The organism is Bradyrhizobium monzae, assembly GCF_021458635.1.
Classification (GTDB): Bacteria; Pseudomonadota; Alphaproteobacteria; order Rhizobiales; family Xanthobacteraceae; genus Bradyrhizobium.
Window position 1 is genome coordinate 195955 of record NZ_JAIRDQ010000002.1, and the last position, 25570, is coordinate 221524.

A 25570-nucleotide genomic window follows, 5' to 3' on the forward strand; every position below is an offset into this window, starting at 1 on the left:
CGTCCTCGTTCGATCAAATATTGCGGCGCGCGAGCGCCTCGACGTAATTGTTCCTTGCGTCCTCGACCTCGGCGCGATCCGAGACCTCGGGCACCGCGACATCCCACCAATGGCCGCCGGCATCGGTCGAGCGCAGCGGATCGGTATCGATTACGACCACGCTGGTTCGATCGTGCCGTCGTGCCTCGTCGAGCGCGGCTTCCAGTTCGGTGATATCAGCGACCTTGCGCGCGATCGCCCCCATCGCGGTGGCGTGGGCTGCGAAGTCGACCGCAGGCAAGGTCTCGTGACGGGTGTCGCGCAGGAGGTTGTTGAACGAGGCGCCGCCTGTCGCGTTCTGGAGCCGGTTGATGCAGCCGAAGCCGCGGTTGTCGAGCACGACGATGATGAGCTTAGCACCAAGCATCACCGACGTGGCGATCTCGGAATTCATCATCAAATAGGAACCGTCACCGACCATCACGACGACTTCGCGTGTGGGATCGGCGAGCTTGACGCCAAGCCCGCCGGCGATCTCGTAGCCCATGCAGGAATAGCCGTATTCCATGTGGTAGCCGCCGGGCGCGCCGGGCTGCCAGAGCTTGTGCAGCTCGCCGGGCAAGCCGCCGGCGGCGCACAGCACGACGTCGCTCGGCCGGCTGCGGCGCTGAACGGCGCCGATGACCTGCGCGTCGCTCGGCAAGGTCTCGTTGCCGGCCACGGTGTAGCGTGCTGCCGTTTCGAGCCAAGCGGTGCGGCCACTTCTGGCCTGGCCGGTCCAACTGGCAGGTGCTGCCCAACCCTGAAGTGCGGCGCCAAGCTCCGCCAGCGCGGCCTTGGCATCGGCGACGAGCGGATGCGCACGATGCTTGCCGGCATCGAAGGCCTGCGTGTTGAGGCCGACGATGCTGCACGCGGGATCGGCGAAGAGCGAGCGCGAGCCAGTGGTGAAATCTTGCAGCCGGGTGCCGATCGCAAGAACGAGATCGGCCTGCCGCGCCGCATCGTTGGCCGCGCCCGTGCCGGTCACGCCGATCGCGCCGAGATTGAGTGGATGGTGGTGAGGCAGCGCGCTCTTGCCCGCTTGCGTTTCCGCGACCGGGATGCCGTGCGCCGTGCAAAAGGCTGCGAGATCGCCTTCCGCCTCACTGTAGAGGACGCCGCCGCCGGCGACCACGAGCGGACGCTTGGCCGCCTTGATCAGGGCTGTGGCTTGTGCCAGCTGCGTCTCGTCGGCCCGCGGCCGGCGCGCCTGCCAGACGCGCTCGGCAAAGAACCAGTCGGGATAGTCGAAAGCTTCCGTCTGCACGTCCTGACACAGCGCGAGCGTCACGGGCCCACATTCCGCCGTATCGGTCAGCACCTGCATCGCGCGCTCGAAGGCCGGCATGATCTGCTCGGGCCGGGTGATGCGATCGAAATAACGTGAGATGGGTCGGAAGCAGTCATTGGCGGAAACGGTCCCGTCGCCGAAATCCTCGACCTGCTGCAGCACCGGGTCAGGGCGGCGACCGGCAAAGACGTCGCCCGGCAGCAGCAACACCGGCAGGCGATTGACGTGCGCGACGGCAGCGGCCGTCACCATATTGGTCGCGCCTGGCCCGATCGAGCTCGTCACCGCCATCATGCGCCGGCGGCGCGAGGCCTTGGCGAAGGCAATCGCGGCATGTGCCATCGCCTGCTCGTTATGGGCGCGCAAGGTCGGCAGACGGTCGCGCGCGGCATACAGCGCCTCGCCGAGGCCCGCCACATTGCCATGCCCGAAGATCGCCCAGACCCCGGCGAAGAGCGGCAGCTCCTGCCCGTCGACCACCGTCCTCTGCGCAGCCATCGCGGCGACGAGCGCCTGCGCCATGGTGAGCCTGATCGTCGCCATCATTCGCTCCCGTTCAATCGCGCCGCCCGGTTTGGACGAGCCCGCCGAAATGTTCCATCATTGCGCTGACCGAGCGCGCGCTCGCGCAACTGAGTCGCGAATGCGTCGTCGTCCAATCTGAGACGATGCTGTGACGCGGTGGGGGACATCGAGAAGGGCGCGCTCCGACCTTGACTAGGCGGCGCAGAGAATGGAATGCTTATTCCAATAGTCAAGCAATGATGATGGCAATGCGGTTTGGACTTCTCGGCGCCGGAAGGATCGGGCGCATTCACGGGCTCAATGTCGCGGCGCGCGGCGATGCAAGGCTCGTCGCGGTGGCCGACGCCTCGGCCGAGGCGGCATCCTCGCTGGCGCAGGCCGCCGATGCGAAAGTGGCCGATGCGAATGCGATTTTGGGCGATGCCGGCATCGATGCCATCCTGATCTGCACGCCGACCGACACGCATGCCGACCTGATCGAAGCCGCCGTCTCGGCCGGCAAGGCGGTGTTCTGCGAGAAGCCGGTCGATCTCGATTCAGACCGGATCCGCCGCTGCCTGGCCACGGTCGAGAAGACGGGCAAGCCGCTGATGATCGGCTTCAACCGCCGCTTCGATCCGAACTTTGCCGCATTGGAGCAGCGGCTGCGCCAGGGCGAGGCCGGCGAGATCGAGATCGTCAACATCATCTCGCGCGATCCAGGGCCGCCGCCGCTCGACTACGTGAAACGCTCGGGCGGGCTCTTCCGCGACATGATGATCCATGATTTCGACATGGCGCGCTTCCTGCTGGCGGAAGAGCCGGTCGAGGTCTTCGCGCTCGGCTCGGCACTGGTGGACAAGGCCATTGGTCAGGCCGGCGACGTCGATACCGCCGCGGTGCTGATGAAGACGGCGAGCGGACGCATCGCGCAGATCTCGAATTCGCGCCGTGCGACTTACGGCTACGACCAGCGCGTGGAAGTACATGGCGCAAAGGGAATGCTGAGGGCCGGCAACATCCACGAGACAACCGTTGAGATCGCCACCGGTGCGGGCTTCCGCGCCGATCCGGTGCAAAACTTCTTCCTCGAACGCTATGCGGCCGCTTATCGCGCCGAGCTTGCTGCCTTCATCGCCGCCTGCGCCGGAAAAGCGCCCCCTTCCCCAAGCGGTCTCGACGGGCTGCGTGCTCAGATGCTCGCCGATGCTGCCACTGAATCGGCCCGCACTGGTCGCCCTGTCGCCATCAAGGCCGCCCGATCATGACGCCCGCCGAGCTCATGCTGCGGCGCTACGCGGCCCAGGGCCTCGTTGCCGAGGCGGGACGCATGGCGCTCGGCTATTTCGGCCGCAAGGAAACCCTCGGCGTCACGATGAAGGGGACGCAGGATTGGCTCACCGTCGCCGACGGCGCCGTCGAGGACTTTTTGCGTGAGCGGCTGACAGAGCTTTTCCCGGGCGACACGGTGATCGGCGAAGAAGGCGGCGGCGAGGCCAGCGATGCGGTCTGGATCCTTGATCCGATCGACGGCACGTCGAACTTCGCGCGTGGCGATCGCAACTGGTGCATCTCCATGGGCTTCCTGCTGGACCGCGAGCCGACGATCGGCATCGTCGCCGCACCGGCGCTGGACGAGCTCTATGTCGCGCAACGTGACCAAGGCGCGACGCTGAACGGGCGGCCGATCGTCGTCTCGGGCGCCGACGACATCCGCCGCGCTTATGTCGAGCTGGGTTGGTCGGCCCGTATACCCTCGCGGCGCTATCTCGACATGATCGACCGCGGCTATTCCGCCGGCTGCTCGATCAAGCGCGGGAGCTCGGGCACGCTGGGCCTCTGTCATGTCGCGAACGGGCGCACCGACGCCTATGCCGAGCTGCACATCAACGCCTGGGACGTCGCCGCCGGTATTGTGATCGTCGGCGAGGCCGGTGGCTGGGTCAGCGACTTCTTCGCCGGTGACGGTATCAGCAAGGGCAATCCGATTCTGTGCTGCACGCCGGCGCTGGCGGCGCAGCTCTGCGAAATCACGGGGATTTCCTAGCCGGCGTGACACTTATTGCTGTGGTGCGGTGGAGACACCACCGTCGCAGCCAATCGCGAAGAACGCAAAGTTCTCGTTCCGGGGAGGTGACCATGATTTTGAGATCTCTGACCTTCAGAGTTCTGTTCGGCGCCGGCATCCTCGTCGCGGGCGCAGCCTCTGCGCCCGCGACGGCGCAGGGTTCGCTCGTCGTGTATTGCGGCGTGCAGGAGGAATGGTGCCGCGCCATGTCGACCGCCTTCGAAAAGGAGACCGGCATCAAGGTCGCGATGACGCGGAAATCCGCTGGCGAGGTCTATGCGCAGCTCAGGGCCGAAGCCTCGAACCCGCGCGGCGATATCTGGTGGGGCGGCACCGGCGACCCGCATCTTCAGGCCGCCGAAGAGGGCCTGACGCTCGAATACGAATCTCCCGCCAACAAGGATCTGCACGACTGGGCGCTGAACCAGTGGAAGGCGGCGAAGCAGGGCTCGATCGGCATCTATGCCGGCGCGCTCGGCTTCGGTTACAACACGGAGCAGATCAAGGCCAAGGGTATCCCGGAGCCGAAATGCTGGGCCGATCTCCTCAATCCCAAGCTCAGGGATGACGTGCAGGTCGCCGACCCGAACTCATCCGGCACTGCCTATAACCTGCTTGCCACGGTCGTGCAGCTGATGGGCGAAGACAAGGGCTTCGACTATCTCAAGGCCCTGCACAAGAACGTCAGCCAGTATACAAAGTCCGGCGCGGCACCGGCCAAGGCGACAAGCCTCGGCGAAACCGCCGTCGGCATCGTTTTCATCCATGACGCCGTTGTCTTCGCGGTGCAGGGTGATCCGATCAAGGCCGTCGCTCCATGCGAGGGTACGGGCTACGAAATCGGCTCGATGTCGATCATCAAGGGCGCCCGCAATCTGGAGAACGCCAAGAAATTCTACGATTGGGCGCTGACGCCCGCCGCGCAGGCCCTTGGCGCCGCCGCGAAGTCGTATCAGGTACCATCCAACAAGAATGCGCCAGTGCCGACGCAGGCGCCGAAGATGAACGAGATGAAGCTGATCGATTACGATTTCGTCAAATACGGATCGTCAACCGAGCGCACGCGGCTGCTGACAAAATGGGACAAGGAGGTCAAGGCGCTGCCGAAATAGCCGCCGGTTACGGAGAGACCCGATGCGCCCTTCGACTCGGCTTGCTCTGTTACTCGGCTGGTTTGGTTACACGCTCGTGCCTTGGTACCTGCCGGAGGGGTGGAATCTTTCCGGCTATCCGTTCGAGCGGGCCGGCACTGCCCTGGCATTTGTGATAACAGGCGCGGCGCCGTGGCTCTGCCCAATCGGACTCGCGCTTCTCGCGGCGACGCTCCTCGCGTCTCGTGCCGAGACCGCTTTCGGTGGCCGGGCACTGATCGCCGTCGGGTTTTTTGGTCTCGTCCTGTTTTTCGTTCAAGGCTTTGCGATCACGCTGCCTGACCAGGGCATTCCGCGGCTCGCTGTGTTGCTCGGTGGCGGAGGCGCCGCGCAACCAGGCATGGGTTTCGGCGCGCTGCTGACGCTGTTCTCGCTGCTCCTGCTGCTCTGCCACGGCCTGGCTTATCGCGGCTTTTGTCGGGGCGACCTTTTCACCACATCCACCGTGGGTGTCGTGGTGCTGCTGATCGGCGTCTTCATCTTCCTGCCGGTCGCAACGATCCTGCGCAGTGCACTGGTCGACAGCAATGGCAGCTGGGCGCTGGGCGAGTTCACCGACCGCCTGCTCTCCTCGACGATCTGGGGACTGGGCTGCCTCGGTGGCGGCATCGCCTGCGGCGTTGCCTGGAATACGCTGATCCTCGGCGTGCTGACCGGGATCATCACCACGCTGCTCGGCCTTGCCTGTGCCCTGCTCGTCCTGCGCACGGCGATGCCGGGCAAGCGGCTGATGCGCGCGATGACGGTGCTGCCGATCATCACGCCACCCTTCGTCATCGGCCTTGCACTCATCCTGCTGTTCGGCCGGTCGGGCGTCGTGACCGGCCTCATGTTCGAATGGTTCGGCATCCCGCGCTCGCGATGGATCTACGGCCTGCCAGGCGTGCTGCTGGCGCAAGTGCTGGCCTTTGCGCCGATCGCCTTCCTCGTCCTGATGGGGGTGGTCCAAGGCATCGCACCGAGCCTCGAAGAGGCCGCACAGACGCTTGGCGCCAGACATTGGACGACGTTCCGCACCGTCACCTGGCCACTGCTGCGGCCGGGACTCGCCAACGCGTTTTTGCTCGGCTTCGTCGAAAGCATGGCCGACTTCGGCAATCCGCTCGTGCTCGGCGGCAATTTCGAGGTGCTCTCGACCAAGATCTTCTTTGCCGTGGTCGGCGCCGCGCACAATCAGGGCATGGCGGCGGTGCTGGCCATCGTGCTGCTCGTCTTCACGCTCGGCGCTTTCTGGCTGCAGCAGGGCTGGCTCGGCGGCAAGAGCTACACCACCGTCTTCGGCAAGGGCGATGCCGGCGTTTCGGCGAAGCTGCCGACCTCCGCCACCGTACTCTCCGCCGCGGTGATCGGGCCCTGGGTGCTGCTGACGGCGGTGATCTACGCAGTCATCCTGATCGGCGGCTTCGTCAAGACGATGGGTCGCGACCACACGCCGACGCTGGAGCATTACCGCACCGGCTTCGCCATCGATTTCAGCCACGGCTTGTTCTTCGAGGGCGCGGCCTGGCCCTCCTTGTTCACGACGCTCAAGGTCGCGGCGATCTCGGCACCACTGACGGCGCTGATCGGCCTGCTCACCGCCTATCTGCTGACCCGACAGCGCTTCGCTGGCCGGCGTCTGCTCGAATTCACGACCATGCTGAGCTTCGCCATTCCCGGCACCGTGCTCGGCGTCGCCTATATCCTCGCCTTCAACGTCCCGCCGGTCGAGATTACCGGGACCGGACTGATCCTCGTTCTCGCCTTCGTCTTCCGCAACATGCCGGTCGGCGTGCGCTCGGGCATTGCGGCGCTGGCACAGATCGACAAGAGCCTCGACGAGGCCTCGGCGACCCTCGGGGCGCACAGCTTCACGACTCTACGCCGTGTGGTGCTGCCGTTGCTCAAGCCGGCACTCGTCGCGGCATTGATCTACAGCTTCGTGCGCAGCATCACCTCGGTCAGCGCGGTGATCTTTCTTGTGTCGGCCGAGTACAACCTTTCCACCGCCTACATCGTCGGACGGGTCGAGGCCGGCGAGTTCGGCCTCGCCATCGCCTATTCCTCGGTGCTGATCGCCGTCATGGCCGCGGGCATCGCGCTTATCCAGTTCGGCGTCGGCGAGCGCAAGCTCGGCCGCAGGCCCGTCGCGCTCGCGGCCTCGGCCGCCGAGCCCGCCAGATAGGATCTGCCATGCCCAAATCCGGCCCCGCCTCCGTCGAGTTCAGACATGTCACCATGCGCTACGGCACCGTGACGGCAGTGCACGATGTCAGCTTCACGATCCATGCCGGCGAGCTCGTGACGCTGCTCGGCCCGTCCGGCTGCGGCAAGACGACGACCTTGCGCATGATCGCGGGGCTCGAGATCGCCAGCGAAGGAGAGATCCTGATCGGCGGCCAGAATGTAACCCGGCTCTCGGCGGCGGACCGCGACGTCAGCATGGTGTTCCAGTCATACGCGCTGTTCCCGCATATGAGTGTGCTGGAGAACGCATCCTTTGGGCCGACGGTGAAGGGGCTCGGCAAGGCCCAGGCCGAGGCAATGGCGCTGGAGAAGCTAGCTCTGGTCGGGCTCAAAGGTTTCGAGAAGCGCTACCCGGCCGAGCTGTCCGGCGGCCAGCAACAGCGCGTCGCCGTGGCACGCGCCCTCGTGCTGGAGCCGCAGGTGCTGCTCTTTGACGAGCCGCTGTCCAATCTCGATGCCAAGCTCAGGCGCAAGGTGCGGCAGGAAATCCGCGAACTCCAACAGTCGCTGAACCTCACCGTCGCCTATGTCACGCATGATCAGGAGGAGGCGCTCGCCGTCTCCGACCGCATCATCGTGATGTCGAATGCGAGGATCGCGCAGCAAGGATCACCGCGCGAGCTCTACGAGGCCCCGGCCAACAGCTTCGTCGCCGATTTCATCGGCGATGCCAATCTTGTCGAGGTGACGATCGATGCGGTCGAGGACGGGCAGGCGCGGGTCATGGTAGGGCCAATCTGCCTGACGCTGCCGGCGCGCGGGCTCACCCCGGGACCAGCGCAAGCTGCCATCCGGCCCCACGACATCTTGCTCGGGGATGGCTTTCCGGGAATCGTCAGAAAATCCTCTTACCTAGGCGACCACGTCGAGATGATCGTAGCGACGGCGATTGGCGAGCTCTTTGTCATCAGCAGGCAAACCGATCGGATTCCGGCAGCTGGCGCGTCGGTCAATTTGTCATTCGCCCCACAAGGCATTGCTCTCGTTCGGTGACGAGAGCTTTGCCAAAATTGGCTTGGGAACCCGGATTCGAATCTACGCAGGGAGGATTGCCCTGCGGACCGCGCTTGGTACAGGCAAGGCTAACTCACCTCCGAAGCCCGCACATCACGCGCCTGAAGCAGCGTCGTGAAGCCGCCATAGATCATGCGCTTGCCGTCGAACGGCATGTCGGAGCCCTTGAGACGCGGATCGGCCATCACCTTGGCGTTGACGGCATCACGGCTCGCTCGATCGCGGTAGACGATCCACGAGAACACCACGACCTCATCCTCCGTCGCCATCACCGCGCGCGGAAAGGATGTGAGCTCGCCATAGGGCACGTCATCGCCGATGCATTCGACGTAGTCGAGCGCACCATGCTCCATCCACACCGCGCAAGCCGTTCGGGCCAGCGCCTTGTAGGCCTCGATCTTGTCCTTCGCCACGGCCAGCACGAAACCATCGACATAGGGCATCACGGATCTCCCTGGGTTGTACCTCCCAAGGACGATCGAATGCGCGCCGATCCGACCGGCGACGGCAATGTCGGGATGAGGCAAACCGTCGCGAACCGCGACCCGGCGGGCGGCCGGGGCAGAGGCAATTCAGACCTGTGGGAGGCGCCTTGAATTGGCTGGGGAACTAGGACCCTGGGGACCCCCAGCAAAAATTCAACGATTTCAACAACCGCATGATTTAAAACACCTTTTCAGGCTGAGCGGTTACGAGTAGTGGTTACGAGTCACGGTTACGAGGACTCGAATGTCGATCGCCACGAACATCCAAAAACGTCCTGGTCGCACGTCCTACTATGTCCGCGTCGGGGTGCCGCTGAAGCTCCAGCCGGTCCTCAAGCGCAAAGAGATCTGGCAATCCCTCAAGACCACGGATCCACGGCAGGCGCGCGATAGAGCCGCGCCAGTGATCGCTTCCTACCGCGCGCAGTTCGCCGACCTTGAGCAGCGCCGGGAGCCCTCCCCTGCGGACCTTCAGGCAGCCGTGTGGACGCACTATGAGACCGAGCTGGACCAGGACGGCCGGGCGCGCGCGGCGCTCCCCACGGACGCCATGGTGCGAGAGGCGACCGACAATCTCGCGGCCGATATCCAGGCCGGCCGCATCCCCTGGTCTGCGGACCCGTTGGTGCAACTCAACGCAACCATCGATCTGGTCGTCATGAAGGACGCCGCGAAGATGGACCGCGAGCGTCGCGCTATCCAGCTCGCGGAGCTCCGGAAGCACCTCGCCGCCGGCGAGACAGCCCTGATCGAATGGAAAGCCGACGAGGTGATCCAGAGCGAGCGGCTGCTGATCGTGAAGGGCTCGCCGGCCTATCGCGATCTGTGCCAGCGTTTGCAACGCGCCCAGGTCGAGATCCTACAGCGGGCCGCCGAGCGCGATGCTGGCACCTGGGCCGGTGCGCCGTCTGATCCGATCGTGGTGCCGGCCGATCTCACCCAGGGTAAGCGGATTCTCCCTCCAGAGACAAGCAGAGAGCAACAGCTCTAGTGCTTGTCCCGAAGGGAGAGAGGTTTCGAGGTTCATTCCATCGAAGGTTAATCTGGAGCGTAGCGTTCGTGATGACAAACGCAGCGAGGTGGCGTCCATTGACCTCGCCCTAAGCTCCGCATCTCGATTGCAAGCAATCACGCGGTTATCTGGCCGTAGCCGGATGCCCAACCCTCTGCCAGATGTCCATCAACAGTGGGGTGGAGAAGGATGCCGCAAGGCAGGGCCTTCATCTTTTTGGCGCGTTCGACGATCATAGATCGTCCGGTGTAACCTAGCCAAGGCGTCCTGCTCTTCACAGGGGAGCGCTTGGCCCGATATCCCGTTCGCCTGCGGCTGGCTCATAGGTGGCGTCATGTTCCGCCACACCGTTCAATTGGGCCGCTATACTGCTGCGCAGGGCGCAACAGGGTCTCATCAACTTACGCATATAGCGATCTGCACTCGGATCACGCGCACTTTTCTTCGAGGCTGAGTTGAAAAAACAGCGCGTGACCGGCAGTGTGATTGCTATAATGATCTCGACACCGACGCCGTGTGTCTCATCAGGGAAAGCCTCCGGTGTGCAACTCCACCGGGGGCTTTTCTCTTACCGGAGGATGCCTCCAGGACGCCGCTGCGTCCTTAGCTCCTGGGCGATCAGCGTCATGATGTGATGGCGGGCCGACTCCGCGACCGTCTTGCCCATGCGTTCATGATCCTGTGTCGATTGGCCGGGGCTGCCCTGGACGGTTACGGCAATCTGCGGCGCGATAACATGCTGCGGTCCGATCATGGGCGCTGCCGTGCCGCCAGCGCCGCCGACCAAGCCGCCATCGGCGAACCTGGGAATGCGGTCGCTGTTGATCGCCTCAAGGGTCGCGCGGTGCTGCGCGGTCGCAGCCGCGTTGACCACGAATTCACCGTGCGACAAGCGCGCCAAAACCCGGTCATCGCGCGGGCCACCTGGGCCGGTCACTTCGCCGCCGTCGGCGAACATCGGGAAGCTCAAGCCGCCGGTGCCCGCCCCAAGGCCCGACGACATGGCCGGCGCCGCTCCCGAGCCCAGGCCGAACACGCCGCCGATGCCGTTGAGCAGCGGTTTAATGATCAAGGCCTGGTTTGCCATCTGCAACAGCGAGCGTCCAAAGCTCGCCGCGAAGGATTGCAGCGACTGTGTCGCGGTCTTCGTGCCCATCTCGAAATCGGTGAGCGGGCCGTTCAAGCTGCTGGAGAACGAGTCACCGAGCCCCTTCAGGGCATTGTTAACCCGGATAGCCGCCGCCTCGGTGGAAGCGAGCGCGCGCGGAACGTCGTTCCCATAGATGCCGCGAAGTTCCTGGGCGATTTGCACGTCCTCCGGCGACATAAGCGCGGTCTGGCGGCTGAAATCGATCTGGGACTGAACCTTGGCCTTTGCCAGTGCATCCGCCGCATCGCTTGCGCGGCTCTGTAGCTCCTTAAACTTGGCCGCTTGGTCGGCAGTCTCTTTGCCGCCGTTCGCCTGCACGGCAGCCGTTTCCTGAGCCTCCGCGCGGAAGCGGGCCAGTGCCGCTTCACCCAGGCCTACCGCCTTAGTGTCGGCCTCCATTTGCTGGGTATGCCGGCGCAGCGAGTTGATCGCCGTATCAACCTTGTCGTCCTGGTTGGTCGTCGGTGCGCCTGGGGCCTTGGACGTATCGCGGCGAACGCCCGACTGAATGTTCGTCGCCTCTTGCATGGCGCGCTGCTGATTGGCCGGGTTCATCATGCCCGCCCGCAACCTGTTCACGCCATCAAGGCGCCGCGCATCGAGACCAGTCTCGATGCCGAGCGAAGCCGGGTCGGAATTCAGACCCAGCGCGCCGGTCATCTCGGTCATGCGGGTCCAGATCGACGAGCTACCCAGGGCCGCGAAGGCGTCGGGAATCTGCTTAAGCAGGCCGTAAAGCTTGTCCGCCAACCCGACCAATTCGGCGAAGGTCTCGACAACCGAGACCCAGTTGTCTTTGAAGTTGATACCGAGCTGGGCCATGTCCTGTTGGATCGGCTTCCATTTGTCGGCGAGGATCTTCTGGGCTTCGTCCATGCGGTCGCGCAGCTGGATTGCCCGGCCGATGTCGTCTTGGCTGACGATCTCAGCCTTGGACATGGCGTCGGCCTTCTGGAGCATCTGATCCAGATAGCCGTTATCGGCGCGCAACGCCGCGGCGACGGGCTCGCCGAAAGCCTTGCCGGCAATGTCGAGGGCGGCGACCCGCTCGCCTTTCTGCATCGCCTGGTCAATCAGCGCGACGATCGCGCGAAGCCTGGTCTCGGTGTTCGTCGATCGCGCAAACTGGCCAACCCCGGCATTGCCGGCGAAGTTTTCGGCCTTCACGAGCGCGTCGATCCGCTGTTGGAGCTCGCTTCCGCCAAGCTGTTCGGTTGACGCCTGATTGAAGTGCTGTAGCGCCTCGGTGACCTGATCGATGGACAGCGCGGCACTAGGCGCGCTCTTGGTGAAGCGCTGAAAGAAGTCAGTTCCGACGCCGCTCGAGCCGGCCTTCGCTGCGATCGCGTTGAACGCTTCGATCTGCTGGCCGGCAAGCTCAACGCTCTTCTTTAGGAAAGCGAACGTATCGACGACGGCGGTGACGCCCAGGGCGATCGGCCGGAGGGCCGTAAGCAGCCGCCCAAACGCAAGCGTTGCGGCGCCAGCCGTGCCCTGGGACGCCAGGAAGCCGGCCGACATTTTGATGGTAGTCGCGGTGACCGCGCGCGCTGCATTCGCCGCGAGCACGGAGGTTTCGTTCATCTGGCTCTTGAAGGTATCGAGGCCGGTGACTTTGATGGGGATATTAAGCGCGGGCGTCATCGGGCTTTCCTACGTAAAGGGCCATGAGGAGATCGGCGGCAGCGGCAGCATTGGCGGCGACGGGCTTGCCCCGAACGTGCTGATCTAGAAGCTTGTCGGCGTCACGTTCCGGCATACCGGAGCCGACCAAACCAAGCTCCAAAATGCGTTCGATATCGTCGATCGAATAGGCGCCGGTCTCAAAACCGAGCAAGAGCGATGCCGCCGGCTTGCTGTTGATGCCGCGATAGCTCAGCACGCGGCGAACCCAGGGATGGTTGAGGTTCAAGCCATAGGTTTCCTCGCCCCAGGTGATCGTTCGGGCGCACGGGTCGATTTCACTCACTTCAGAACCTCACTAACTGCATCATTGATTGCTTCCTGGATCTCGGGTTTGAGCGCACGGTAGGTTGGCCAAAAGAACGGCTGCGCGGTTTGGTGCGAGGTCCCGTATTCGAACGCCTCGGCGTAATCGTATGGCTCTCCGCTGCCCTCTCGCACTTCCTTGGTTGTCATGTCGCCGCCGGCCTGCACGATGTATTCGAGATCGTTGGCGCCGGGGGCGACGGAGCACGACGCTTCCAAGGCGCCCGACTCCGGCGACTGCTCAAGCGCGCGCAATGCTTCGCGCTGGGAATCCGAAAGACGGAAGGCTTGTTCGCGGAGAACGTCCGATAGCTGCTCGGTGAGCTTGTCGGGCAGAGATGTGAGGTAGGTTTCGAGATCATCAGCCATGTGTCACCACGAAAGCAGGTCCGCCGTCACGGCGGGGTTGCTGTAAAGGGAAAGATTGGTGTCACCGGCAGCGGCGCGCGACACGGCCATCCAGGTCGCCGCGACGCCGTCAACGCGATCGGTGCTCTTGTCCTTGTGAATTGTGCGGTTGTCGTTTGCGTCGGTGCGGATGGCGACGTTGGCGAAGTTCCAGCGTAATACCGGATGGCCGCCATGCTGGAATTTGCCGCTGATGATAGCTGCCTCAAGAGTGTTGAGCGCAGGCGATTGAAACTTCCAATACTGCGGGATGGTGACGACTGGGAAACCCTCCTGCGTCAACGGAGCTATCACGGCCTGGGCATAGGCCACGTCAAAGCCGATCTCTTGGACCTGGAAACGCTCCGCGAGCGATCGGATGTAGTCCGCCACCGCAGCGTTATCGATGACGTTGCCGGGCGTGGCTGTAATGAAGCCTTGCTTAGCCCAGGTCACGTAGTCGACGCCGTCGAGGTCGCCGCGCTTGCGGATATCGGCCTCGGGGCAAAAGAAGTGCGACAGCACGGTGTAGGTCTCGCCGTCTTTGAAGCACGCGACGACCGACGAAAGGTCGGTGGTCTTGGACATATCGACGCCAACCCAGCAGGGCGCACCGCGCAACGCCTCATAGTCGATCGGGTGGGCGCCCTTGTCATAAGTCGCCATATCGACAAAGGGTGAGGTCGAGTGGTCGAGCCAAACATTGAGCTTGTATTGCAACAGGCTGTTGCGTTCGGTCGGGCTGTCCTTTGCCGTTGCCACGTGTCGCCGAAAGCCCGCGATCGACGGATATCCATGGACGCTGCCGGGGTTCACGCGGCGCCATGCTTCCTCGCTAGTGTAATCAACATCTGATGGGGATTCGAGCAACACCGGCAGCCACGTCGGGTCAACGATATCGCCGCGTGCGATCTTGCGGGCGCGCTCGATTACCTCATAGGCGATGTTGTCCTGTCCGCGACCGGCCGTCGTCGCAACGACAAGCAAGCTATTGTCGATCTTGTCCAGGCCATTGGCGAGAACAGTCCAAAGCGCAGTGCCCCGCCAGACATGGATCTCGTCTGCCAGCACGAATGAAGGGGTCCGCCCGTCCTGGGACGGCGCGTCGGACGAGATCACTTCCAACTCGGTGCTGTCGTCGGGATAGCTGATCTTTTTGGCGCTGTTGAAGGCGTCATAGATTTTTGTCGCCGGGACAAGGTGCTTCGGATCTGCCTTGATGATCCCGCGCGCCTCTTTGAATGCGATACCCGCCTGCTTACGATCGCTGGCAGCAAAGATCACTTCGCCGCCGGCCACGCGCTCGGGGCCGATCGTGTGAAGCAGCGCCAATGCCGCGGATAGGCTGGTCTTGCGATTGCCTTTTGCGATGAGAATGACGACGCGCGAGATGATCCGGTTGCCGGCGTCGTCGCGCGGTCCATAGATCGCGCGGACGATACGCTCTTGCCAGGGATCAAGTTGGAATTGCTTTCGGGGCAGCGTCGATTTTGGATGCTTAAGCCGCCGGAGGAATTCGACCGCTCGCTCGCCATAGCCGAACGGGTCGGGAATTGGCGAGTCGTCGAAAATCCAGTGCGGATAGGTGTCCTTAGAGGGCGAGCGGATTGTCATCGTCGCCTTCGTTGTCATTCTCGCGCACGGCCGGCCGCGAACGCGAAACCGGGGTTAGCCCCAGCTCAGCGGCGAGCTGGCGAGCGGTCATCATGCTCTTGTCCTGGGCGCGGAGCAGCTTCAGGTCGATCTCGGTGCGCAAGAGCGCTTCCAACTGACGGACCCTACCCATGGCGACGCAGTAGCTCTCCAATGAGCCCAGGTCCGCAATGGTCAGGATGCGGCGTTTGGCAAGCTCGGGCATGACGCGGCGCCATTCGGCCTTCGCGTGCTTGCTCAACCAGGACGGCGGCCGGGTCGAGGCATCGAGAGCGTGCGAGCTTGGCGCCAACTCTGGCTTTCTGCCTCTCACTGTGACAATCTCTGAGTGAGACATCGGGCTGATGAGGGACTTTGGGCGTAATGAAGGAAATTGGAGTTAGGCTTACTGTTGCTATCGTTGCTTTCTTCTCTGGAATGGCCGCTACACTCTTCCTGATTCCCTTCTGGGCGGGACCATTGATTTCCGCTGTTCAAGAAGGGAAGCCTGCCGACTGGATCGGCTTCGCTGGCAACTTTGGGGCGGGGCTGATGACGCTCATTGCTGCGGGCGCGGCCATTTATGGCGCCACGTTCGCGGCCCGACCTGTTTACGACCAACTTCTGGAGTTGGCGCGGCAAAACGACGTTGGCAGTCTCGGAGTGTTGAGCAAACGATCGTTGGACCTCAACAATGAGCGCATCTTGATTCATCGAATCATCACCGGTGTGGTGATGATCGACACGCACCTTAAGAACTTGTTGGCAAATTCGCTCATACCGGAGACGGGTGAACTTGTTGTGAGCATCGACCGGTTTGAAGAAGCTGTCGACGATCTCAGAGCTAGCGCCGGAATCATTTGGGGAACGGTAGCGGTTCAGAAGACGAAGCGCGTTTTTTTGGATGCGGCATTGGATGCTGCGACGAATATCATGAACATCAATCGTCTGAATCCCCCAGCTCATCCGCAACGGATCGCTGCGTTCAGAAGCAACGCCGTTCACTGGCAGAAACTGAGCAAGCATGTGAAGGACCTTGGTCACTTGCTGCACGATGCCGTCGACGTCAGCGCCGACCGAACGTCTGCGATGCTGGCCGACCTGGAGCATCGCGTATTCTAAGAAAGGCCTGTTCATCCGCCCCTCCGACAATTGAGGTCCAGGCCAACGCGGCGGCCGATCTCGCTGACGCCGATGATCTCGAATTGCTGCCCCTGATACGTGACGCGGTTCTCAAGCGTAACGCCGTCCAGGAAGCGCGTGCGGAACGTCAGCAAGGCATTGGTGGTCTCCCCGCGCTGGCCTTCCTGATTGTCGGTCGCGTTCTTCAGGAGCTGGGCGCGCATGGTCGCAACCAGCGTCCAGGTCTCTACGGGTGTGCCGTAGAGGTCTAGGCCGGTGGTGCGGCGCTGGATTTCAATGACGCGGTCGAGGTTGCCGGCCCTCATGCTGCCCTCGCGGTCATGATGCCGGTGACCGTGACGATGCCATGGCTATAGGACCCGTGTGGGTCGCGCATAAACCGGGTCTGGGTCACCATGAGGTCGTGGCAGGTGAAGTGATCCAGGACCAGGACGCCGCTGACCTGGGCATCCACGCGCAATGCCTCGACGATCGCCGAAACAGCCTGCTTGCATTGGACCAAGCCCGGCTCTTGAAACCAGACGTGCAGCGTGGCGTGTGTCGTCGCATTCCAGCGCCGGAAAATGGTCTGTCCTTCGCCGATCTGGACGCAAGGCATGCGCTCAGGTCGGCCGTTGGCGTCGATGATGGCACCGGGATCGACCAGCGCAGTCAGCTCAGCACTCGCCAATAGACGTTGCCGAATGGCCTTCTGAAGGTCCAGGGAGGGGTCGGAAACGGTCATTTTAGAACGCAAATGCGCGATAAGGCGCGAGTAAATCGAGGAAGCCAAAGGGGAGAGCGCTGGCCGTCAGCCCGACAAGGCTGGCTTCGCGGTTTTCGTAAAGGTGCGCGGTCAATTGCAGCACGGCCTCATTCACCGGCGCCGGCGTGCCATTTACGTCGGGATCAGAGGCCGTATAGGCGCCAATCCAGGCCTTCGCCGCCGCCAGCTTGTCGGTAAGCAGGGTATCGTCGGCATCGATCGTGACGTTTAGATGGGCCTTGGCTTGGTCGAGGGTGATCCCGGGCATGGTCGAAAAAACTCCAATTAGACTCTGTCTTGCATCGAGGGAATGGACCGGTCGTTCGCGTTTTCTGAGAGGTGTTGACCCACCCCCGGGGTATTCGCGGCCATGTGCTGGTCCAGGCTGTGGCGTAGCTCAGCCATCTGTTCGTCCATCTGGCGGATGAGAGAACGAGCGAGGCGCGTCATCCGCCGATGTGCTGCATGCATGTCGCGCTGCCAGTCGCGAAGAGCGGGCAAGGCATGGACGAGCGACGATGAAGGTAGCGACATGGCCTTGCGGCCCTGCTTGCCTACCGGCTTGGTCAGTGCATCTTCCACCGACCAGCCCGCATCGAGCCGCTTGGTGAGAGTGTCCGAGCTGATACCGGCAAGACGTGCCCAATCAGCGAGCGGGCGAGATACACCATTGAATTGGATCGGGCGCATGGGACTAAATTGACCTTTCGAGGGATTGTTTGCGGCTGGCATGGCAGGGCGAGCTTGCAAGCGGCTGCCAATTGGAGCGCGACCAGAAGAGCTTCTTGTCGCCGCGATGGGGTATCTTGTGATCGACGCAGTCGGCGTGCCGGCCACAGCCGCATGCACAGAAGCGGTTCTCTGGCAGCGCCAAGAAAGCTTTGCTCTCGCGGCGCCACTTGCTGTCATAGCCGCGATCGTTGGCGTTCAGCCTGCGCTTGTCGTCTTCCTTGCGGCGCTGGCTTTGGCAGACACAGCGAGCATCGCCGGTGACGATCCGACCGCAAGCGCAGACACGACCACATTTGTAGGGCATTAGCGCGGCCTCACGTGGTTGGTGAGATCGCCGATGGCGTTGAGGTCATCCTTGATGCCGGATACATTGCTAGCGTCGGCGGACTGTTCCTTGCTGCCGAAAACAGCCGCGAGAATATCCTTCAGCAACTCCATACGGCCTTCGCGCGCAGCGAGGATTTCGGCCGGCGTCGCATCCCACACAACGTCCGGCGCCCAGCCCAATTGGCCGGCACCGATCTTGTAAAGATAGGTGACATGCTCTTCGAAAGAGATGAACTCGCCCGACTGCGGCTTGTCGTTTGAAGTATCGCCGCCGCGCAGGATCAGGATGAATTCGAGAAGCTGATCGCGCGCGTCAAGGATGCTGCGAATCGAGGCCGGCGGCACGTCTGCGCATGTTGCCGTGATCAGATCCATGCTGGCGGTGTAGTCGCCGTCTAGGATGGCCTGATAGAGCCCCTGGAAACTATACTTCTGATGGAGGTGGAATGCAGCACGCAACGTTGGACGCAAGGTGATGACCTTGCTTCCGACCTGGAGGGCAAATGTTGCGTGCTGCATGTTCATAATTAGGTCGCCGAGACCTTGAGCTTCACGAACCGGTCAGGGTTGGTGATCGAGCCGCCCACGCGCTTGCGCGAGTGGAAGCGGGTCTGGCCCTTGGTCGCCATGCTGTAAGGGTCACGAAGCACCTGGAACGAGATGCGATCGACAATGCGGTAGCCGGACAGGTCACCGAACAAGATCGGGAACTTGTTCGCGCCGATATCGTCCATATCGATGGCTTCGACGATCGGACGGCCGAGCAGCGTCGGCGCGGCGCCGTTGTTGAGATCGTCGATCAAGAGGTAGCGGCCCATGCCGTCTTTGAACTGGCGGATGGCCGAGATCGTGTTGCGGTTCATCAACCATGCACCGCGCTGAGCCCAGAGCGTCGGGATGGCGTGGAACATGCCGATCAGCACGTCTGCCGGCGTCGAGGTCGGGAAGTTGGCCGCGGCACCGGTGATGACCTGGGCGATGCCGCTGGCGGTCATCAGGCCGGCCGGCTGGGTGGTCCCGTTGCCCTTCACAAAGGCGGTGCCTTCAGCAATAGCGAACGACTCCGCCGTATCGGAGGCCAGCTCGCCTTCCAGATTATAGGCCTGATCTTCCAAGAGCTGATTGCTAACGTCCGTGTAGGTCGCGGCTTCGTAGGGCGTGATGGTCACGCCTGCGTAAGACGGATCACTCGGGGTGCGGTCGGCAGTGTCGGCGACCCAGGTGGCCGCCGTGCTGCCGGTGCGGCTCGGATACTGAACCTGTGCGGCGCCGACGGTCACGACGCGCGCATACTGGCGGATCGGCGAGAACTGGCGGAGAAGCTTCAGAACTTCGGCGCCGAATTCCGGCGGCGTCAGCACAGTGTTGCCGGCGGCGGCGAGTGACTTCTTTTCGATCTCGCTGAGGGTGTCGGGACCGGTGCGAAGGAACCTCTCGAAAGACTTTCGTTCGATGTCGTCGGTGACAGCGCCGTGGCCCTGCCGGTTCAACTTGGCTTCCAGGCGGTCGAGGCGTTCGGCCGACTTGGTCTCGATCGCCTTGATACGATCTTCGAACGAGCCCTGGAAGCCCTCAAGGGCCTTGGTCACGATCGCGGCCGGATCGTCGTTACCGGCGCCGGTGTCTTTCAGTTCGAGGGGAGAAACATGCTTCATGGTAGAGGACTTGCCTTTCAGAGGGGTGGGTTCACTTGGAGGATGACGCCGCCGTGAAGCGTCGAATGATTGCGGCCAAGGCTTGCGCCTCGTCGTAGCTTTTGGCGGATGTAACGCGCGCCCTCGGGTGCGCTGGATTGCGGACAAGAGAGACTTCGACCAGGTCGAGCGCGCTGATGACGCGGTTGCGGCCTTGCTGCTTTGCCTCGCGCGTGCGGAAGCCGATCGACAAACCGGAGACCAGACCGGACTTCACCATTGAAAGAATGGAGCGTGCGCGAGGCTGGTCTTTATGGATCGCGCCTTTAACGATCAGGCCGTCATTGGTCTCCGAAACTTCGGACCAACTGCCGACAAGGTCAGAGGGATCGTGCGAGAATAGCATCGGCAAGTCGGCGGCGACGTTGAAGGCGCCCTTGGTGATCGTGTCGCCGACGCTGTCCGGGCCGGCATTGAACGGCCAAGCGGTGCCGACGATCGTCCCTTCGGCGTCCACGCTCAGCGTCGCTTTGATCTCTAGGCGGTCCATCAGTTGTTCCGATAGGCGCTGTAGAGATTGATGACGCGATCGGCGGCTTGCGCGACTGGCGTCGCTGAAGTGCCGCTGCGGATTTTCAGGTAGCGAATGGCAAACCAGCTCCATGACGCAATGCGAATGGCGCGATTGGCTGCGGCCTGAAATGAGACTTCGCCATTTTCGTCCCAGAAGTCGCGATAGGTCACACCGTCGCTGCTCACTTGGAATGTAATCACGGCGGAGGTCCAAGCGCTCGGCATCTCGATACCCGCCAGCGCGTGGTTAGCCAGATCGATTGGCGCTGAAAGATTTTGGCCGCTCAGAATGGTCGCTGGCGCATTGTAGTCGATGCGCGAGCCATCACCGGTCACAATGATCGGTAGAGGATTGTTGTCGGCGATGGGGGTGCCGGTGGCGAAGCTCACTTAGATGTTTCCTTTTCGTTGGGGTTGCCGAAGAGCGTCCGCTCGATGATTTTCGTGGCTAATTCGTAGGTTTCGATCAGTGGCCGACCGTCGACATAGGCGACGATCAGCTCATAGGCGCGTTTCGGGGCGGTGCCGCCGCCGATCAGCGCAAGGCGAATGGTTTCGTTGATGTCGGCCTGGGCGAAGTTGCGCGCAAAAAGTCGATTGCTGAGCGCGCCGATGGGACCACACTGCTTTTCAAGCTCCTGAATCAGGGGCTTGGTAAGATGGAAGGCGTGCTCGCCGTCGCCGAAAAAGGTTGTGTATGAGGTCATGGTCACTGCCCGAAAGCCGTCTCGATTGAACCGGCGCTGTCGGCATAGACGCTGATGTCTTCCACGTCGGACCACGCTTCCACTGGCGTCGATCCGACCATGACCTCGCCGTAGATCAGCGGGACCGCGTCGCCTTGCTTGCCTGAATTGCCGATGTTGCCGCCGTTTACGGTGAGGCCATTGGAGGCCTGCGGTGACGGACTGGCGGGCTTTGTGAGGAGCGTTGAGGCGCCGGACAGCGCGAGACCCAGGCCGATCGCTGCCACGGTGCCGTAACTCATGCCGCCGACCAGCGGAACGCCACTGAGCGCGCCGATGGGCGTCGCCAGCATGCCGCCAGACAGAAAGATTGCACCGCCGACCAGGGCCGCACCGAGAACGATCTTGGTGGTGCCCTTCGCGGTGCTGGATTTCGCGCCTCGGATCACCGGATAGATATGCAGGTCCGCAGCGCCCAGATTGAACTGATTGACGAGATCGAGATCAAGCTGCATGCCGGAGCGCTTGTCGCCGCGAACGATCCTGTAATACCCTTGCTGAATCGTTTTGACGAAACGACCAGGGAAAGCGCAGTTGAGCGCGCGCAGCGCCTCGCCGGCCGTCATCACGTCGAAACGATGTGACGAACCGAAGTCTTTGCCGAGCCGGCCGTGCAGATGGATGGTTCGAAGCATCAGGCGGCCTCTTTGTTGTTGTCGGTGTTGTCGTTGGCGCTGAGGGCGCCGCCAGCATGTGCGGACGACGTATTGGGGTTCTCAAAGGTGTCGCCGCCCTCATAAGCAGGCAGGCCAAAGCCAATCGAGCGCGCTTCATTCGGATTGAGGATCCGGGCCGCAACGGCAACGGAAAGGGCCTGCGCGCGAGCGAGCAGATCAGCGCGGGCGAAGGCGTCGAGGTTGAACTCGATGCAGAACTGGCCGCGCTCTTCTTTCGCGAGCAACTTCAACTCAAGAGCCTGCTCCCAGCGCTTCAGCCAGGGCAGCAAGGTCATGGTGACGAATTCTTGGCCCAGCGCCTCGATGCTACGCGGCATTGCGCGGTCGGCTTCCATCAGCATGTGCAGCGGCACACGGAAAAGGCGGGCGATCTCCGCGATTGCGAATTTGCGTAGCTCCAGGAATTGGGCGTCCACGCTGGAAAATGTCATCGCCTGCCAGGAGGCGTCGCTTGGCAATACTGCGGTGCCGCCGGAGCTGGTCCCGCTGTGCGCGGCCTGCCACGCGGTTTTGGCCTTGCCGAGCGCGTCGGCCGTAAGGTTGCCCTTCAAGCTCAAAACACCGGACGGGCGGGCGCCGTTACCAAAGAGTCGAGCGGCGTGTTGCTCCAGGACCATGCACAGAGCGATGGCTTCGCGACCCTCGCCGACCAGGCCGCGCGTCGGGCGGTAGGCCGGACTGTGAATGTGGATGATGTCGGCGGCGGGAATTTCGCGCGCGGGGTTTTTGCCGTCCGCTTTGATTGCGTAGGCCGGCTCAAAATTCGAGTAGTCGACGACGATCGAGGAAAGCTGCGGGTCGAGCCGGATCAGTTCATACGGCTTGCCGTCCACGCGCACGATCTGGGCGAACCCACCGTAGGGCTGCAACAGCGCGTCGGCGGTGACCTGGGAACGGAACACCGAGGCCGGCGTCCAAGCATTCGGTGCATCACCGAGAAGCGAGAACAGGGGATGGTCGGTAGCGGGCTCTTTGCCGCCGTCGGGCAGCCGCTTGTAGACGCGCAAGGGAAGCTGGCCGACCGCCTCGGAGATCGAACGGACGGCGCACGCAACCGGCGCGCACGACATGGCGCTGGCCGGGGTTACGGAGGCGCCAGCGATGGTCTGGGCGGCACCGAACAGGGACAGCAGAAAGTCGTCGGGCTCAGCGAGGCTGGCCTTGGTCTCGATACCGAGAAGGGATTTGAAGCGGGAAGCGATCGACAAAAGGGCACACAAGAGACGTTGGCCCGCTGGTCAGGCGAGCGAAGAACGGGTTCTCTGTGTGCAATTTTGTTTCGGAAACTAATCCGATGACGCAAGAATATGATGCGCGCCAATTGTGGCGGAAGTGAGTCGCGGTTACGCTCTGCGGTGCCGAAAAGCGGTTACGAGTGGCACCGTTTTTAGGTCACCGATATCCGCCTAAGTGTCTGATTTCATTGACGAAATATCGATATGGCTGGGGAACTAGGATTCGAACCTAGACAAACAGAGTCAGAGTCTGTTGTGCTACCGTTACACCATTCCCCAACGGAATAGCCGAACAAATTCAATATCTTACTGATCTGTCCGGCTGTGGCCGGAAGCGCGTTTGGCGCAAATCACGGCTCAGGCGTGAAGCCTTCTACCTGCTCGGCTATGGGCTGGCAAGCGTTGCGGTGGACGGATCAAGGTGCGCCGGCGAAGGGCACAATCACCGTCACCTACTTCGGCGTACTCTCATCCTGCGCGTTCGCCGGCAGGATTGCCGACGCAACGCCAAGCCACATCGATCTCATCGATGTTTCCTCGACGCCGGTGGCGGCCGTGATTTCCTTCGGCACAGTCATGGTGAGATCAGGGTCGACGCCGAACTCCAGGATGGTGGGACGGAGGATTTCGATGGGCGTGAAGTCGTTGGTCATCGTGGACTCGATCTCAGGACTTGGACGCGGTGCTGCCTGTGGACAGCCGCTCGGCATAGTCGATGGCCTCGATCAGGCTGTGCTCGTTGGCGATGCCCTTGCCGGCGATGTCGAAGGCAGTGCCGTGATCGACGGAGGTGCGGGTGATCGGCAGGCCCAGCGTGATGTTGACGCCGGAGAGCTCCTGCCAGCGGCCGGTGGCGGGATCGACCTGGAAGCCAAGCAGCTTGACGGGGATGTGCCCCTGGTCGTGATACATCGCGACCGCGGCATCATACTGGCCGGCGCGCAGCTTGACGAAGATGGTGTCGCCGGGCACGGGACCGACGACGTCGAGCCCGTCGGCGACCGCCTTCGCGATCGTCGGCGCGGAGACGTCGATATCCTGCCGGCCGAACAGACCGCCCTCGCCCGCATGCGGGTTGAGCGCCGCGATCGCGATCTTCGGCTTGGCGATGCCGAGCCGCAGCAGCGCATCGTTGGTGAGATCGATCACCATGCGCAGCCGCTCGGGCGTCAGGCGTTTTGGCACGTCCTCCAGCGCGACGTGGGTCGAGACATGACTGACGCGCATGTTGCCGTGGGCAAGCAGCATCACCGAGCCGCGCACGCCAGTGAGATGCGCCAGCATCTCGGTGTGCCCGGGAAAGTGATAACCGGCCTTGTTGAGAGCTTCCTTGTTCAGGGGCGCCGTGACGATGGCTCCGGTTCGGCCGGCCTGCGTCAGTCGCACGCCCTGCTCGATCGCCTTGTAGGCAAAGCGGCCGCCGTCGGCGCTGAGCACGCCGGGCTTGATCGGGTCGCCCTCGACGTCGGCTTGCAGGTAGCAGAGGTTGGGCCATTCGCGATCGTCGGCCTTGACTTGCGGGATCGCAACGTCGCTGCCGAGCGCGGCCTTCGCGCCGTCCAGCGCAGCGCCGCTGCCGATGATCAGCAGGCGCAGATCGCCACTCGCGATCCGCTCCTTCAATCCGACGCAGGCCTTGACGATGATCTCGGGTCCGATCCCGGCGGGATCGCCCATGGTGATGGCAAGATGACGCGAGGTCATGTCGAACTCCCCAGATTGAGCAAATGATTGTCCCGAAGCAGATCGCGCCAGAGATCGCGCGCGCCGAACGCTCCGGATTTCGAGATGACATCGACGCCGGCCCAGCGGCCGCCTTGCAGCGTCGAGCGCGGCAGGCCCGGCACGATACGCCCCGTCACCTGCAGCGCGTGCGCGCCGAGTGCAAGGCATACGGCCTTCAGCGTCTCTCCGCCAGCAACGATCAGGGTTCCCGGCGGATCGAGCGCCGCGATCAGCGCCATCAGCTCGCGCGCGATCCGTTGCGCGGCATCAGTGCGCGACAGTCCTTCGGCAAGCGAGAACTTCACCAGCGCCACGCCGTCGTCGGCCAGCTTGCGTTGAACGACCGCGCTGCCCTCACCCTCGGCGAGCGCAAGAGTGGCGTCGCCACACGCATCCAGCTGCGAGGCGGTGGCGGCCTGGTCCGAGCCAAACAGGCCGAGCACCGGGCGCTTCAATTTCGAAGGCGCATCTGCGCGGTGGCCACGCGCAAGTGCGCCGGCCAAACCGCCGCTGCCGCACCACAGCACCGGCCCCGGCATCCGCCGCGCCATCTCGACAACGCGATCGAGATCGAGGTCGCTCTCGGCATCGAAGACCTGAACGCCGCCTTGCGCCAGCGTGTCGGCGCTGCCGCGCTGCGCCTCGACGCCATCCCGTCTCAACTGGTCCAGCAGATTGTCGCCGACGCGATGCCAGTCGCCTTCCACGTTGCGCGCATATTGTTGGGCATCGACGGTGCGGCGTCCCTGATAGTCGAAGGCAGGCGCGACCACGCATGACGCCCAGTGGCCGGTGCTCATGCAGGCGCCGAGCTCGGCCGCCCAAGCGCCACGTAGCAGGCTGTCCACCTTCTTGTAGGCGATCGTCCCATCGCACAGCAGCGGCGCCAGCCGCCCGGCGATCGCGACGCTTTCGGCCTTTGAACGCTCGCGGGTGCCGCTGTCGATCGCCAGACTTGGGAAGCCTGACCCCGCGGGCGTGTCCGCCCAGATGACGTCGAACGGTCCGCACAGGCCGACAAACTCCGCCGCGGTGTCGAGTGCACCGGTAAGATCGTCAGCAAGCAGGCGAACGCGCGTCATCGTGATGCGGCTCCCGCTTCA

General features: G+C 63.1%; 28 protein-coding genes and 1 tRNA gene. 7 read left to right on the forward strand and 22 right to left on the reverse strand.

Features of this window, described 5'->3' with window-relative positions; genetic code table 11:
• Window positions 1-13 precede the first annotated feature (13 nt).
• Window positions 14-1858, reverse strand: coding sequence for a 3D-(3,5/4)-trihydroxycyclohexane-1,2-dione acylhydrolase (decyclizing) (gene iolD, locus K3F49_RS10105; RefSeq protein WP_234680783.1), 1845 nt, complete (start codon window positions 1856-1858; stop codon window positions 14-16).
• Window positions 1859-2085: 227 nt separating this feature from the next.
• Between iolD and iolG the strand changes: the two genes are divergently transcribed.
• The 5 genes from iolG to K3F49_RS10130 all read left to right on the forward strand — a co-directional run bounded on the left by iolG (window position 2086) and on the right by K3F49_RS10130 (window position 8254).
• Window positions 2086-3084, forward strand: a complete 999-nt coding sequence (gene iolG, locus K3F49_RS10110; protein ID WP_234680784.1) for an inositol 2-dehydrogenase — start codon at window positions 2086-2088, stop codon at window positions 3082-3084.
• Entirely contained in the window at window positions 3081-3863 is a 783-nt protein-coding gene (locus K3F49_RS10115; RefSeq protein WP_234680785.1) for an inositol monophosphatase family protein, read from the forward strand. The genes iolG and K3F49_RS10115 overlap by 4 nt, the downstream gene beginning before the upstream one ends.
• 92 nt (window positions 3864-3955) lie before the next feature.
• Complete coding sequence (locus tag K3F49_RS10120) at window positions 3956-4996, forward strand: ABC transporter substrate-binding protein (RefSeq protein WP_234680786.1); 1041 nt, start codon at window positions 3956-3958, stop codon at window positions 4994-4996.
• Window positions 4997-5018: 22 nt separating this feature from the next.
• On the forward strand, window positions 5019-7199 hold the full coding sequence (locus K3F49_RS10125) for an ABC transporter permease (protein ID WP_234680787.1): 2181 nt from the start codon (window positions 5019-5021) through the stop codon (window positions 7197-7199).
• Window positions 7200-7207: 8 nt separating this feature from the next.
• The gene (locus K3F49_RS10130; protein ID WP_234680788.1) at window positions 7208-8254 is read left to right on the forward strand and encodes an ABC transporter ATP-binding protein; all 1047 of its coding nucleotides are present in this window, start codon (window positions 7208-7210) and stop codon (window positions 8252-8254) included.
• A gap of 89 nt (window positions 8255-8343) precedes the next feature.
• Here K3F49_RS10130 and K3F49_RS10135 read toward each other — a convergent pair whose 3' ends face one another.
• Window positions 8344-8718, reverse strand: a complete 375-nt coding sequence (locus tag K3F49_RS10135) for a DUF1428 domain-containing protein (RefSeq protein ID WP_234680789.1) — start codon at window positions 8716-8718, stop codon at window positions 8344-8346.
• 286 nt (window positions 8719-9004) lie between these two features.
• Here K3F49_RS10135 and K3F49_RS10140 point away from each other — a divergent pair, with 286 nt between their 5' ends.
• A complete protein-coding gene (locus K3F49_RS10140) occupies window positions 9005-9751 on the forward strand; it encodes a DUF6538 domain-containing protein (protein ID WP_234680790.1) in 747 nt (248 codons plus the stop codon).
• 589 nt (window positions 9752-10340) lie between these two features.
• On the opposite strand, the gene K3F49_RS10145 is transcribed toward K3F49_RS10140, so the two are convergent.
• From K3F49_RS10145 to K3F49_RS10165, 5 genes are read right to left on the reverse strand one after another with little or no spacing between them, the layout of a single operon-like run.
• Window positions 10341-12566, reverse strand: coding sequence for a phage tail tape measure protein (locus K3F49_RS10145; protein ID WP_234680791.1), 2226 nt, complete (start codon window positions 12564-12566; stop codon window positions 10341-10343).
• On the reverse strand, window positions 12550-12891 hold the full coding sequence (locus tag K3F49_RS10150; RefSeq protein WP_234680792.1) for a GTA-gp10 family protein: 342 nt from the start codon (window positions 12889-12891) through the stop codon (window positions 12550-12552). Before K3F49_RS10150 ends, K3F49_RS10145 begins: the two co-directional genes overlap by 17 nt.
• Window positions 12888-13280 (reverse strand): HK97-gp10 family putative phage morphogenesis protein, encoded by a 393-nt coding sequence (locus tag K3F49_RS10155; protein WP_234680793.1) that lies wholly within the window; start codon window positions 13278-13280, stop codon window positions 12888-12890. Before K3F49_RS10155 ends, K3F49_RS10150 begins: the two co-directional genes overlap by 4 nt.
• A 3-nt stretch (window positions 13281-13283) precedes the next feature.
• Window positions 13284-14912, reverse strand: coding sequence for a terminase large subunit (locus K3F49_RS10160; protein WP_234680794.1), 1629 nt, complete (start codon window positions 14910-14912; stop codon window positions 13284-13286).
• Complete coding sequence (locus K3F49_RS10165) at window positions 14890-15156, reverse strand: P27 family phage terminase small subunit (protein WP_234680795.1); 267 nt, start codon at window positions 15154-15156, stop codon at window positions 14890-14892. Before K3F49_RS10165 ends, K3F49_RS10160 begins: the two co-directional genes overlap by 23 nt.
• Before the next feature lie 158 nt (window positions 15157-15314).
• Between K3F49_RS10165 and K3F49_RS10170 the strand changes: the two genes are divergently transcribed.
• The gene (locus tag K3F49_RS10170) at window positions 15315-16052 is read left to right on the forward strand and encodes a hypothetical protein (RefSeq protein ID WP_234680796.1); all 738 of its coding nucleotides are present in this window, start codon (window positions 15315-15317) and stop codon (window positions 16050-16052) included.
• Between the two features lie 11 nt (window positions 16053-16063).
• Here K3F49_RS10170 and K3F49_RS10175 read toward each other — a convergent pair whose 3' ends face one another.
• The 15 genes from K3F49_RS10175 to K3F49_RS10250 all read right to left on the reverse strand — a co-directional run bounded on the left by K3F49_RS10175 (window position 16064) and on the right by K3F49_RS10250 (window position 25549).
• Window positions 16064-16378, reverse strand: a complete 315-nt coding sequence (locus K3F49_RS10175; protein WP_234680797.1) for a phage head closure protein — start codon at window positions 16376-16378, stop codon at window positions 16064-16066.
• On the reverse strand, window positions 16375-16797 hold the full coding sequence (locus K3F49_RS10180; protein WP_234680798.1) for a DUF3168 domain-containing protein: 423 nt from the start codon (window positions 16795-16797) through the stop codon (window positions 16375-16377). The genes K3F49_RS10175 and K3F49_RS10180 overlap by 4 nt, the downstream gene beginning before the upstream one ends.
• Window position 16798: 1 nt before the next feature.
• Complete coding sequence (locus K3F49_RS10185; protein WP_234680799.1) at window positions 16799-17086, reverse strand: head-tail connector protein; 288 nt, start codon at window positions 17084-17086, stop codon at window positions 16799-16801.
• A 17-nt stretch (window positions 17087-17103) separates the two neighbouring features.
• The gene (locus K3F49_RS10190) at window positions 17104-17508 is read right to left on the reverse strand and encodes a hypothetical protein (protein ID WP_234680800.1); all 405 of its coding nucleotides are present in this window, start codon (window positions 17506-17508) and stop codon (window positions 17104-17106) included.
• Between the two features lie 345 nt (window positions 17509-17853).
• Entirely contained in the window at window positions 17854-18402 is a 549-nt protein-coding gene (locus K3F49_RS10200) for a phage tail assembly chaperone (protein ID WP_234680802.1), read from the reverse strand.
• A gap of 2 nt (window positions 18403-18404) precedes the next feature.
• Window positions 18405-19532 (reverse strand): phage major capsid protein, encoded by a 1128-nt coding sequence (locus tag K3F49_RS10205; protein ID WP_234680803.1) that lies wholly within the window; start codon window positions 19530-19532, stop codon window positions 18405-18407.
• A 31-nt stretch (window positions 19533-19563) separates the two neighbouring features.
• Entirely contained in the window at window positions 19564-20175 is a 612-nt protein-coding gene (locus tag K3F49_RS10210) for an HK97 family phage prohead protease (RefSeq protein ID WP_346657310.1), read from the reverse strand.
• Window positions 20061-20474 (reverse strand): hypothetical protein, encoded by a 414-nt coding sequence (locus K3F49_RS10215; protein WP_234680804.1) that lies wholly within the window; start codon window positions 20472-20474, stop codon window positions 20061-20063. Before K3F49_RS10215 ends, K3F49_RS10210 begins: the two co-directional genes overlap by 115 nt.
• Window positions 20471-20791, reverse strand: coding sequence for a gene transfer agent family protein (locus K3F49_RS10220; protein ID WP_234680805.1), 321 nt, complete (start codon window positions 20789-20791; stop codon window positions 20471-20473). Before K3F49_RS10220 ends, K3F49_RS10215 begins: the two co-directional genes overlap by 4 nt.
• 2 nt (window positions 20792-20793) lie before the next feature.
• Complete coding sequence (locus tag K3F49_RS10225; protein ID WP_234680806.1) at window positions 20794-21465, reverse strand: tail assembly protein; 672 nt, start codon at window positions 21463-21465, stop codon at window positions 20794-20796.
• A complete protein-coding gene (locus K3F49_RS10230) occupies window positions 21465-22715 on the reverse strand; it encodes a phage portal protein (protein ID WP_234680807.1) in 1251 nt (416 codons plus the stop codon). Before K3F49_RS10230 ends, K3F49_RS10225 begins: the two co-directional genes overlap by 1 nt.
• Window positions 22716-22947: 232 nt before the next feature.
• Window positions 22948-23021 (reverse strand) — tRNA-Gln (locus tag K3F49_RS10235).
• Between the two features lie 173 nt (window positions 23022-23194).
• Window positions 23195-23395 carry a hypothetical protein gene (locus tag K3F49_RS10240; RefSeq protein ID WP_234680808.1) on the reverse strand — a complete coding sequence of 67 codons (201 nt, stop codon included), beginning with the start codon at window positions 23393-23395 and terminating at the stop codon, window positions 23195-23197.
• Between the two features lie 13 nt (window positions 23396-23408).
• Window positions 23409-24446, reverse strand: a complete 1038-nt coding sequence (pdxA, locus tag K3F49_RS10245) for a 4-hydroxythreonine-4-phosphate dehydrogenase PdxA (RefSeq protein ID WP_234680809.1) — start codon at window positions 24444-24446, stop codon at window positions 23409-23411.
• Window positions 24443-25549 carry a four-carbon acid sugar kinase family protein gene (locus tag K3F49_RS10250; protein ID WP_234680810.1) on the reverse strand — a complete coding sequence of 369 codons (1107 nt, stop codon included), beginning with the start codon at window positions 25547-25549 and terminating at the stop codon, window positions 24443-24445. Before K3F49_RS10250 ends, pdxA begins: the two co-directional genes overlap by 4 nt.
• Window positions 25550-25570: the final 21 nt, after the last annotated feature.

Bases quoted from the DNA above. Each gene is read 5' to 3' on its own strand.
- iolD (WP_234680783.1), bottom strand. From the start codon at position 1,858: ATGATGGCGACGATCAGGCTCACCATGGCGCAGGCGCTCGTCGCCGCG.
- iolG (WP_234680784.1), top strand. From the start codon at position 2,086: ATGCGGTTTGGACTTCTCGGCGCCGGAAGGATCGGGCGCATTCACGGG.
- K3F49_RS10115 (WP_234680785.1), top strand. From the start codon at position 3,081: ATGACGCCCGCCGAGCTCATGCTGCGGCGCTACGCGGCCCAGGGCCTC.
- K3F49_RS10120 (WP_234680786.1), top strand. From the start codon at position 3,956: ATGATTTTGAGATCTCTGACCTTCAGAGTTCTGTTCGGCGCCGGCATC.
- K3F49_RS10125 (WP_234680787.1), top strand. From the start codon at position 5,019: ATGCGCCCTTCGACTCGGCTTGCTCTGTTACTCGGCTGGTTTGGTTAC.
- K3F49_RS10130 (WP_234680788.1), top strand. From the start codon at position 7,208: ATGCCCAAATCCGGCCCCGCCTCCGTCGAGTTCAGACATGTCACCATG.
- K3F49_RS10135 (WP_234680789.1), bottom strand. From the start codon at position 8,718: ATGCCCTATGTCGATGGTTTCGTGCTGGCCGTGGCGAAGGACAAGATC.
- K3F49_RS10140 (WP_234680790.1), top strand. From the start codon at position 9,005: ATGTCGATCGCCACGAACATCCAAAAACGTCCTGGTCGCACGTCCTAC.
- K3F49_RS10145 (WP_234680791.1), bottom strand. From the start codon at position 12,566: ATGACGCCCGCGCTTAATATCCCCATCAAAGTCACCGGCCTCGATACC.
- K3F49_RS10155 (WP_234680793.1), bottom strand. From the start codon at position 13,280: ATGGCTGATGATCTCGAAACCTACCTCACATCTCTGCCCGACAAGCTC.
- K3F49_RS10160 (WP_234680794.1), bottom strand. From the start codon at position 14,912: ATGACAATCCGCTCGCCCTCTAAGGACACCTATCCGCACTGGATTTTC.
- K3F49_RS10165 (WP_234680795.1), bottom strand. From the start codon at position 15,156: ATGCCCGAGCTTGCCAAACGCCGCATCCTGACCATTGCGGACCTGGGC.
- K3F49_RS10170 (WP_234680796.1), top strand. From the start codon at position 15,315: ATGAAGGAAATTGGAGTTAGGCTTACTGTTGCTATCGTTGCTTTCTTC.
- K3F49_RS10175 (WP_234680797.1), bottom strand. From the start codon at position 16,378: ATGAGGGCCGGCAACCTCGACCGCGTCATTGAAATCCAGCGCCGCACC.
- K3F49_RS10180 (WP_234680798.1), bottom strand. From the start codon at position 16,797: ATGACCGTTTCCGACCCCTCCCTGGACCTTCAGAAGGCCATTCGGCAA.
- K3F49_RS10185 (WP_234680799.1), bottom strand. From the start codon at position 17,086: ATGCCCGGGATCACCCTCGACCAAGCCAAGGCCCATCTAAACGTCACG.
- K3F49_RS10190 (WP_234680800.1), bottom strand. From the start codon at position 17,508: ATGCGCCCGATCCAATTCAATGGTGTATCTCGCCCGCTCGCTGATTGG.
- K3F49_RS10200 (WP_234680802.1), bottom strand. From the start codon at position 18,402: ATGAACATGCAGCACGCAACATTTGCCCTCCAGGTCGGAAGCAAGGTC.
- K3F49_RS10205 (WP_234680803.1), bottom strand. From the start codon at position 19,532: ATGAAGCATGTTTCTCCCCTCGAACTGAAAGACACCGGCGCCGGTAAC.
- K3F49_RS10210 (WP_346657310.1), bottom strand. From the start codon at position 20,175: ATGGAGCTGGTTTGCCATTCGCTACCTGAAAATCCGCAGCGGCACTTC.
- K3F49_RS10220 (WP_234680805.1), bottom strand. From the start codon at position 20,791: ATGACCTCATACACAACCTTTTTCGGCGACGGCGAGCACGCCTTCCAT.
- K3F49_RS10225 (WP_234680806.1), bottom strand. From the start codon at position 21,465: ATGCTTCGAACCATCCATCTGCACGGCCGGCTCGGCAAAGACTTCGGT.
- K3F49_RS10240 (WP_234680808.1), bottom strand. From the start codon at position 23,395: ATGACCAACGACTTCACGCCCATCGAAATCCTCCGTCCCACCATCCTG.
- pdxA (WP_234680809.1), bottom strand. From the start codon at position 24,446: ATGACCTCGCGTCATCTTGCCATCACCATGGGCGATCCCGCCGGGATC.
- K3F49_RS10250 (WP_234680810.1), bottom strand. From the start codon at position 25,549: ATGACGCGCGTTCGCCTGCTTGCTGACGATCTTACCGGTGCACTCGAC.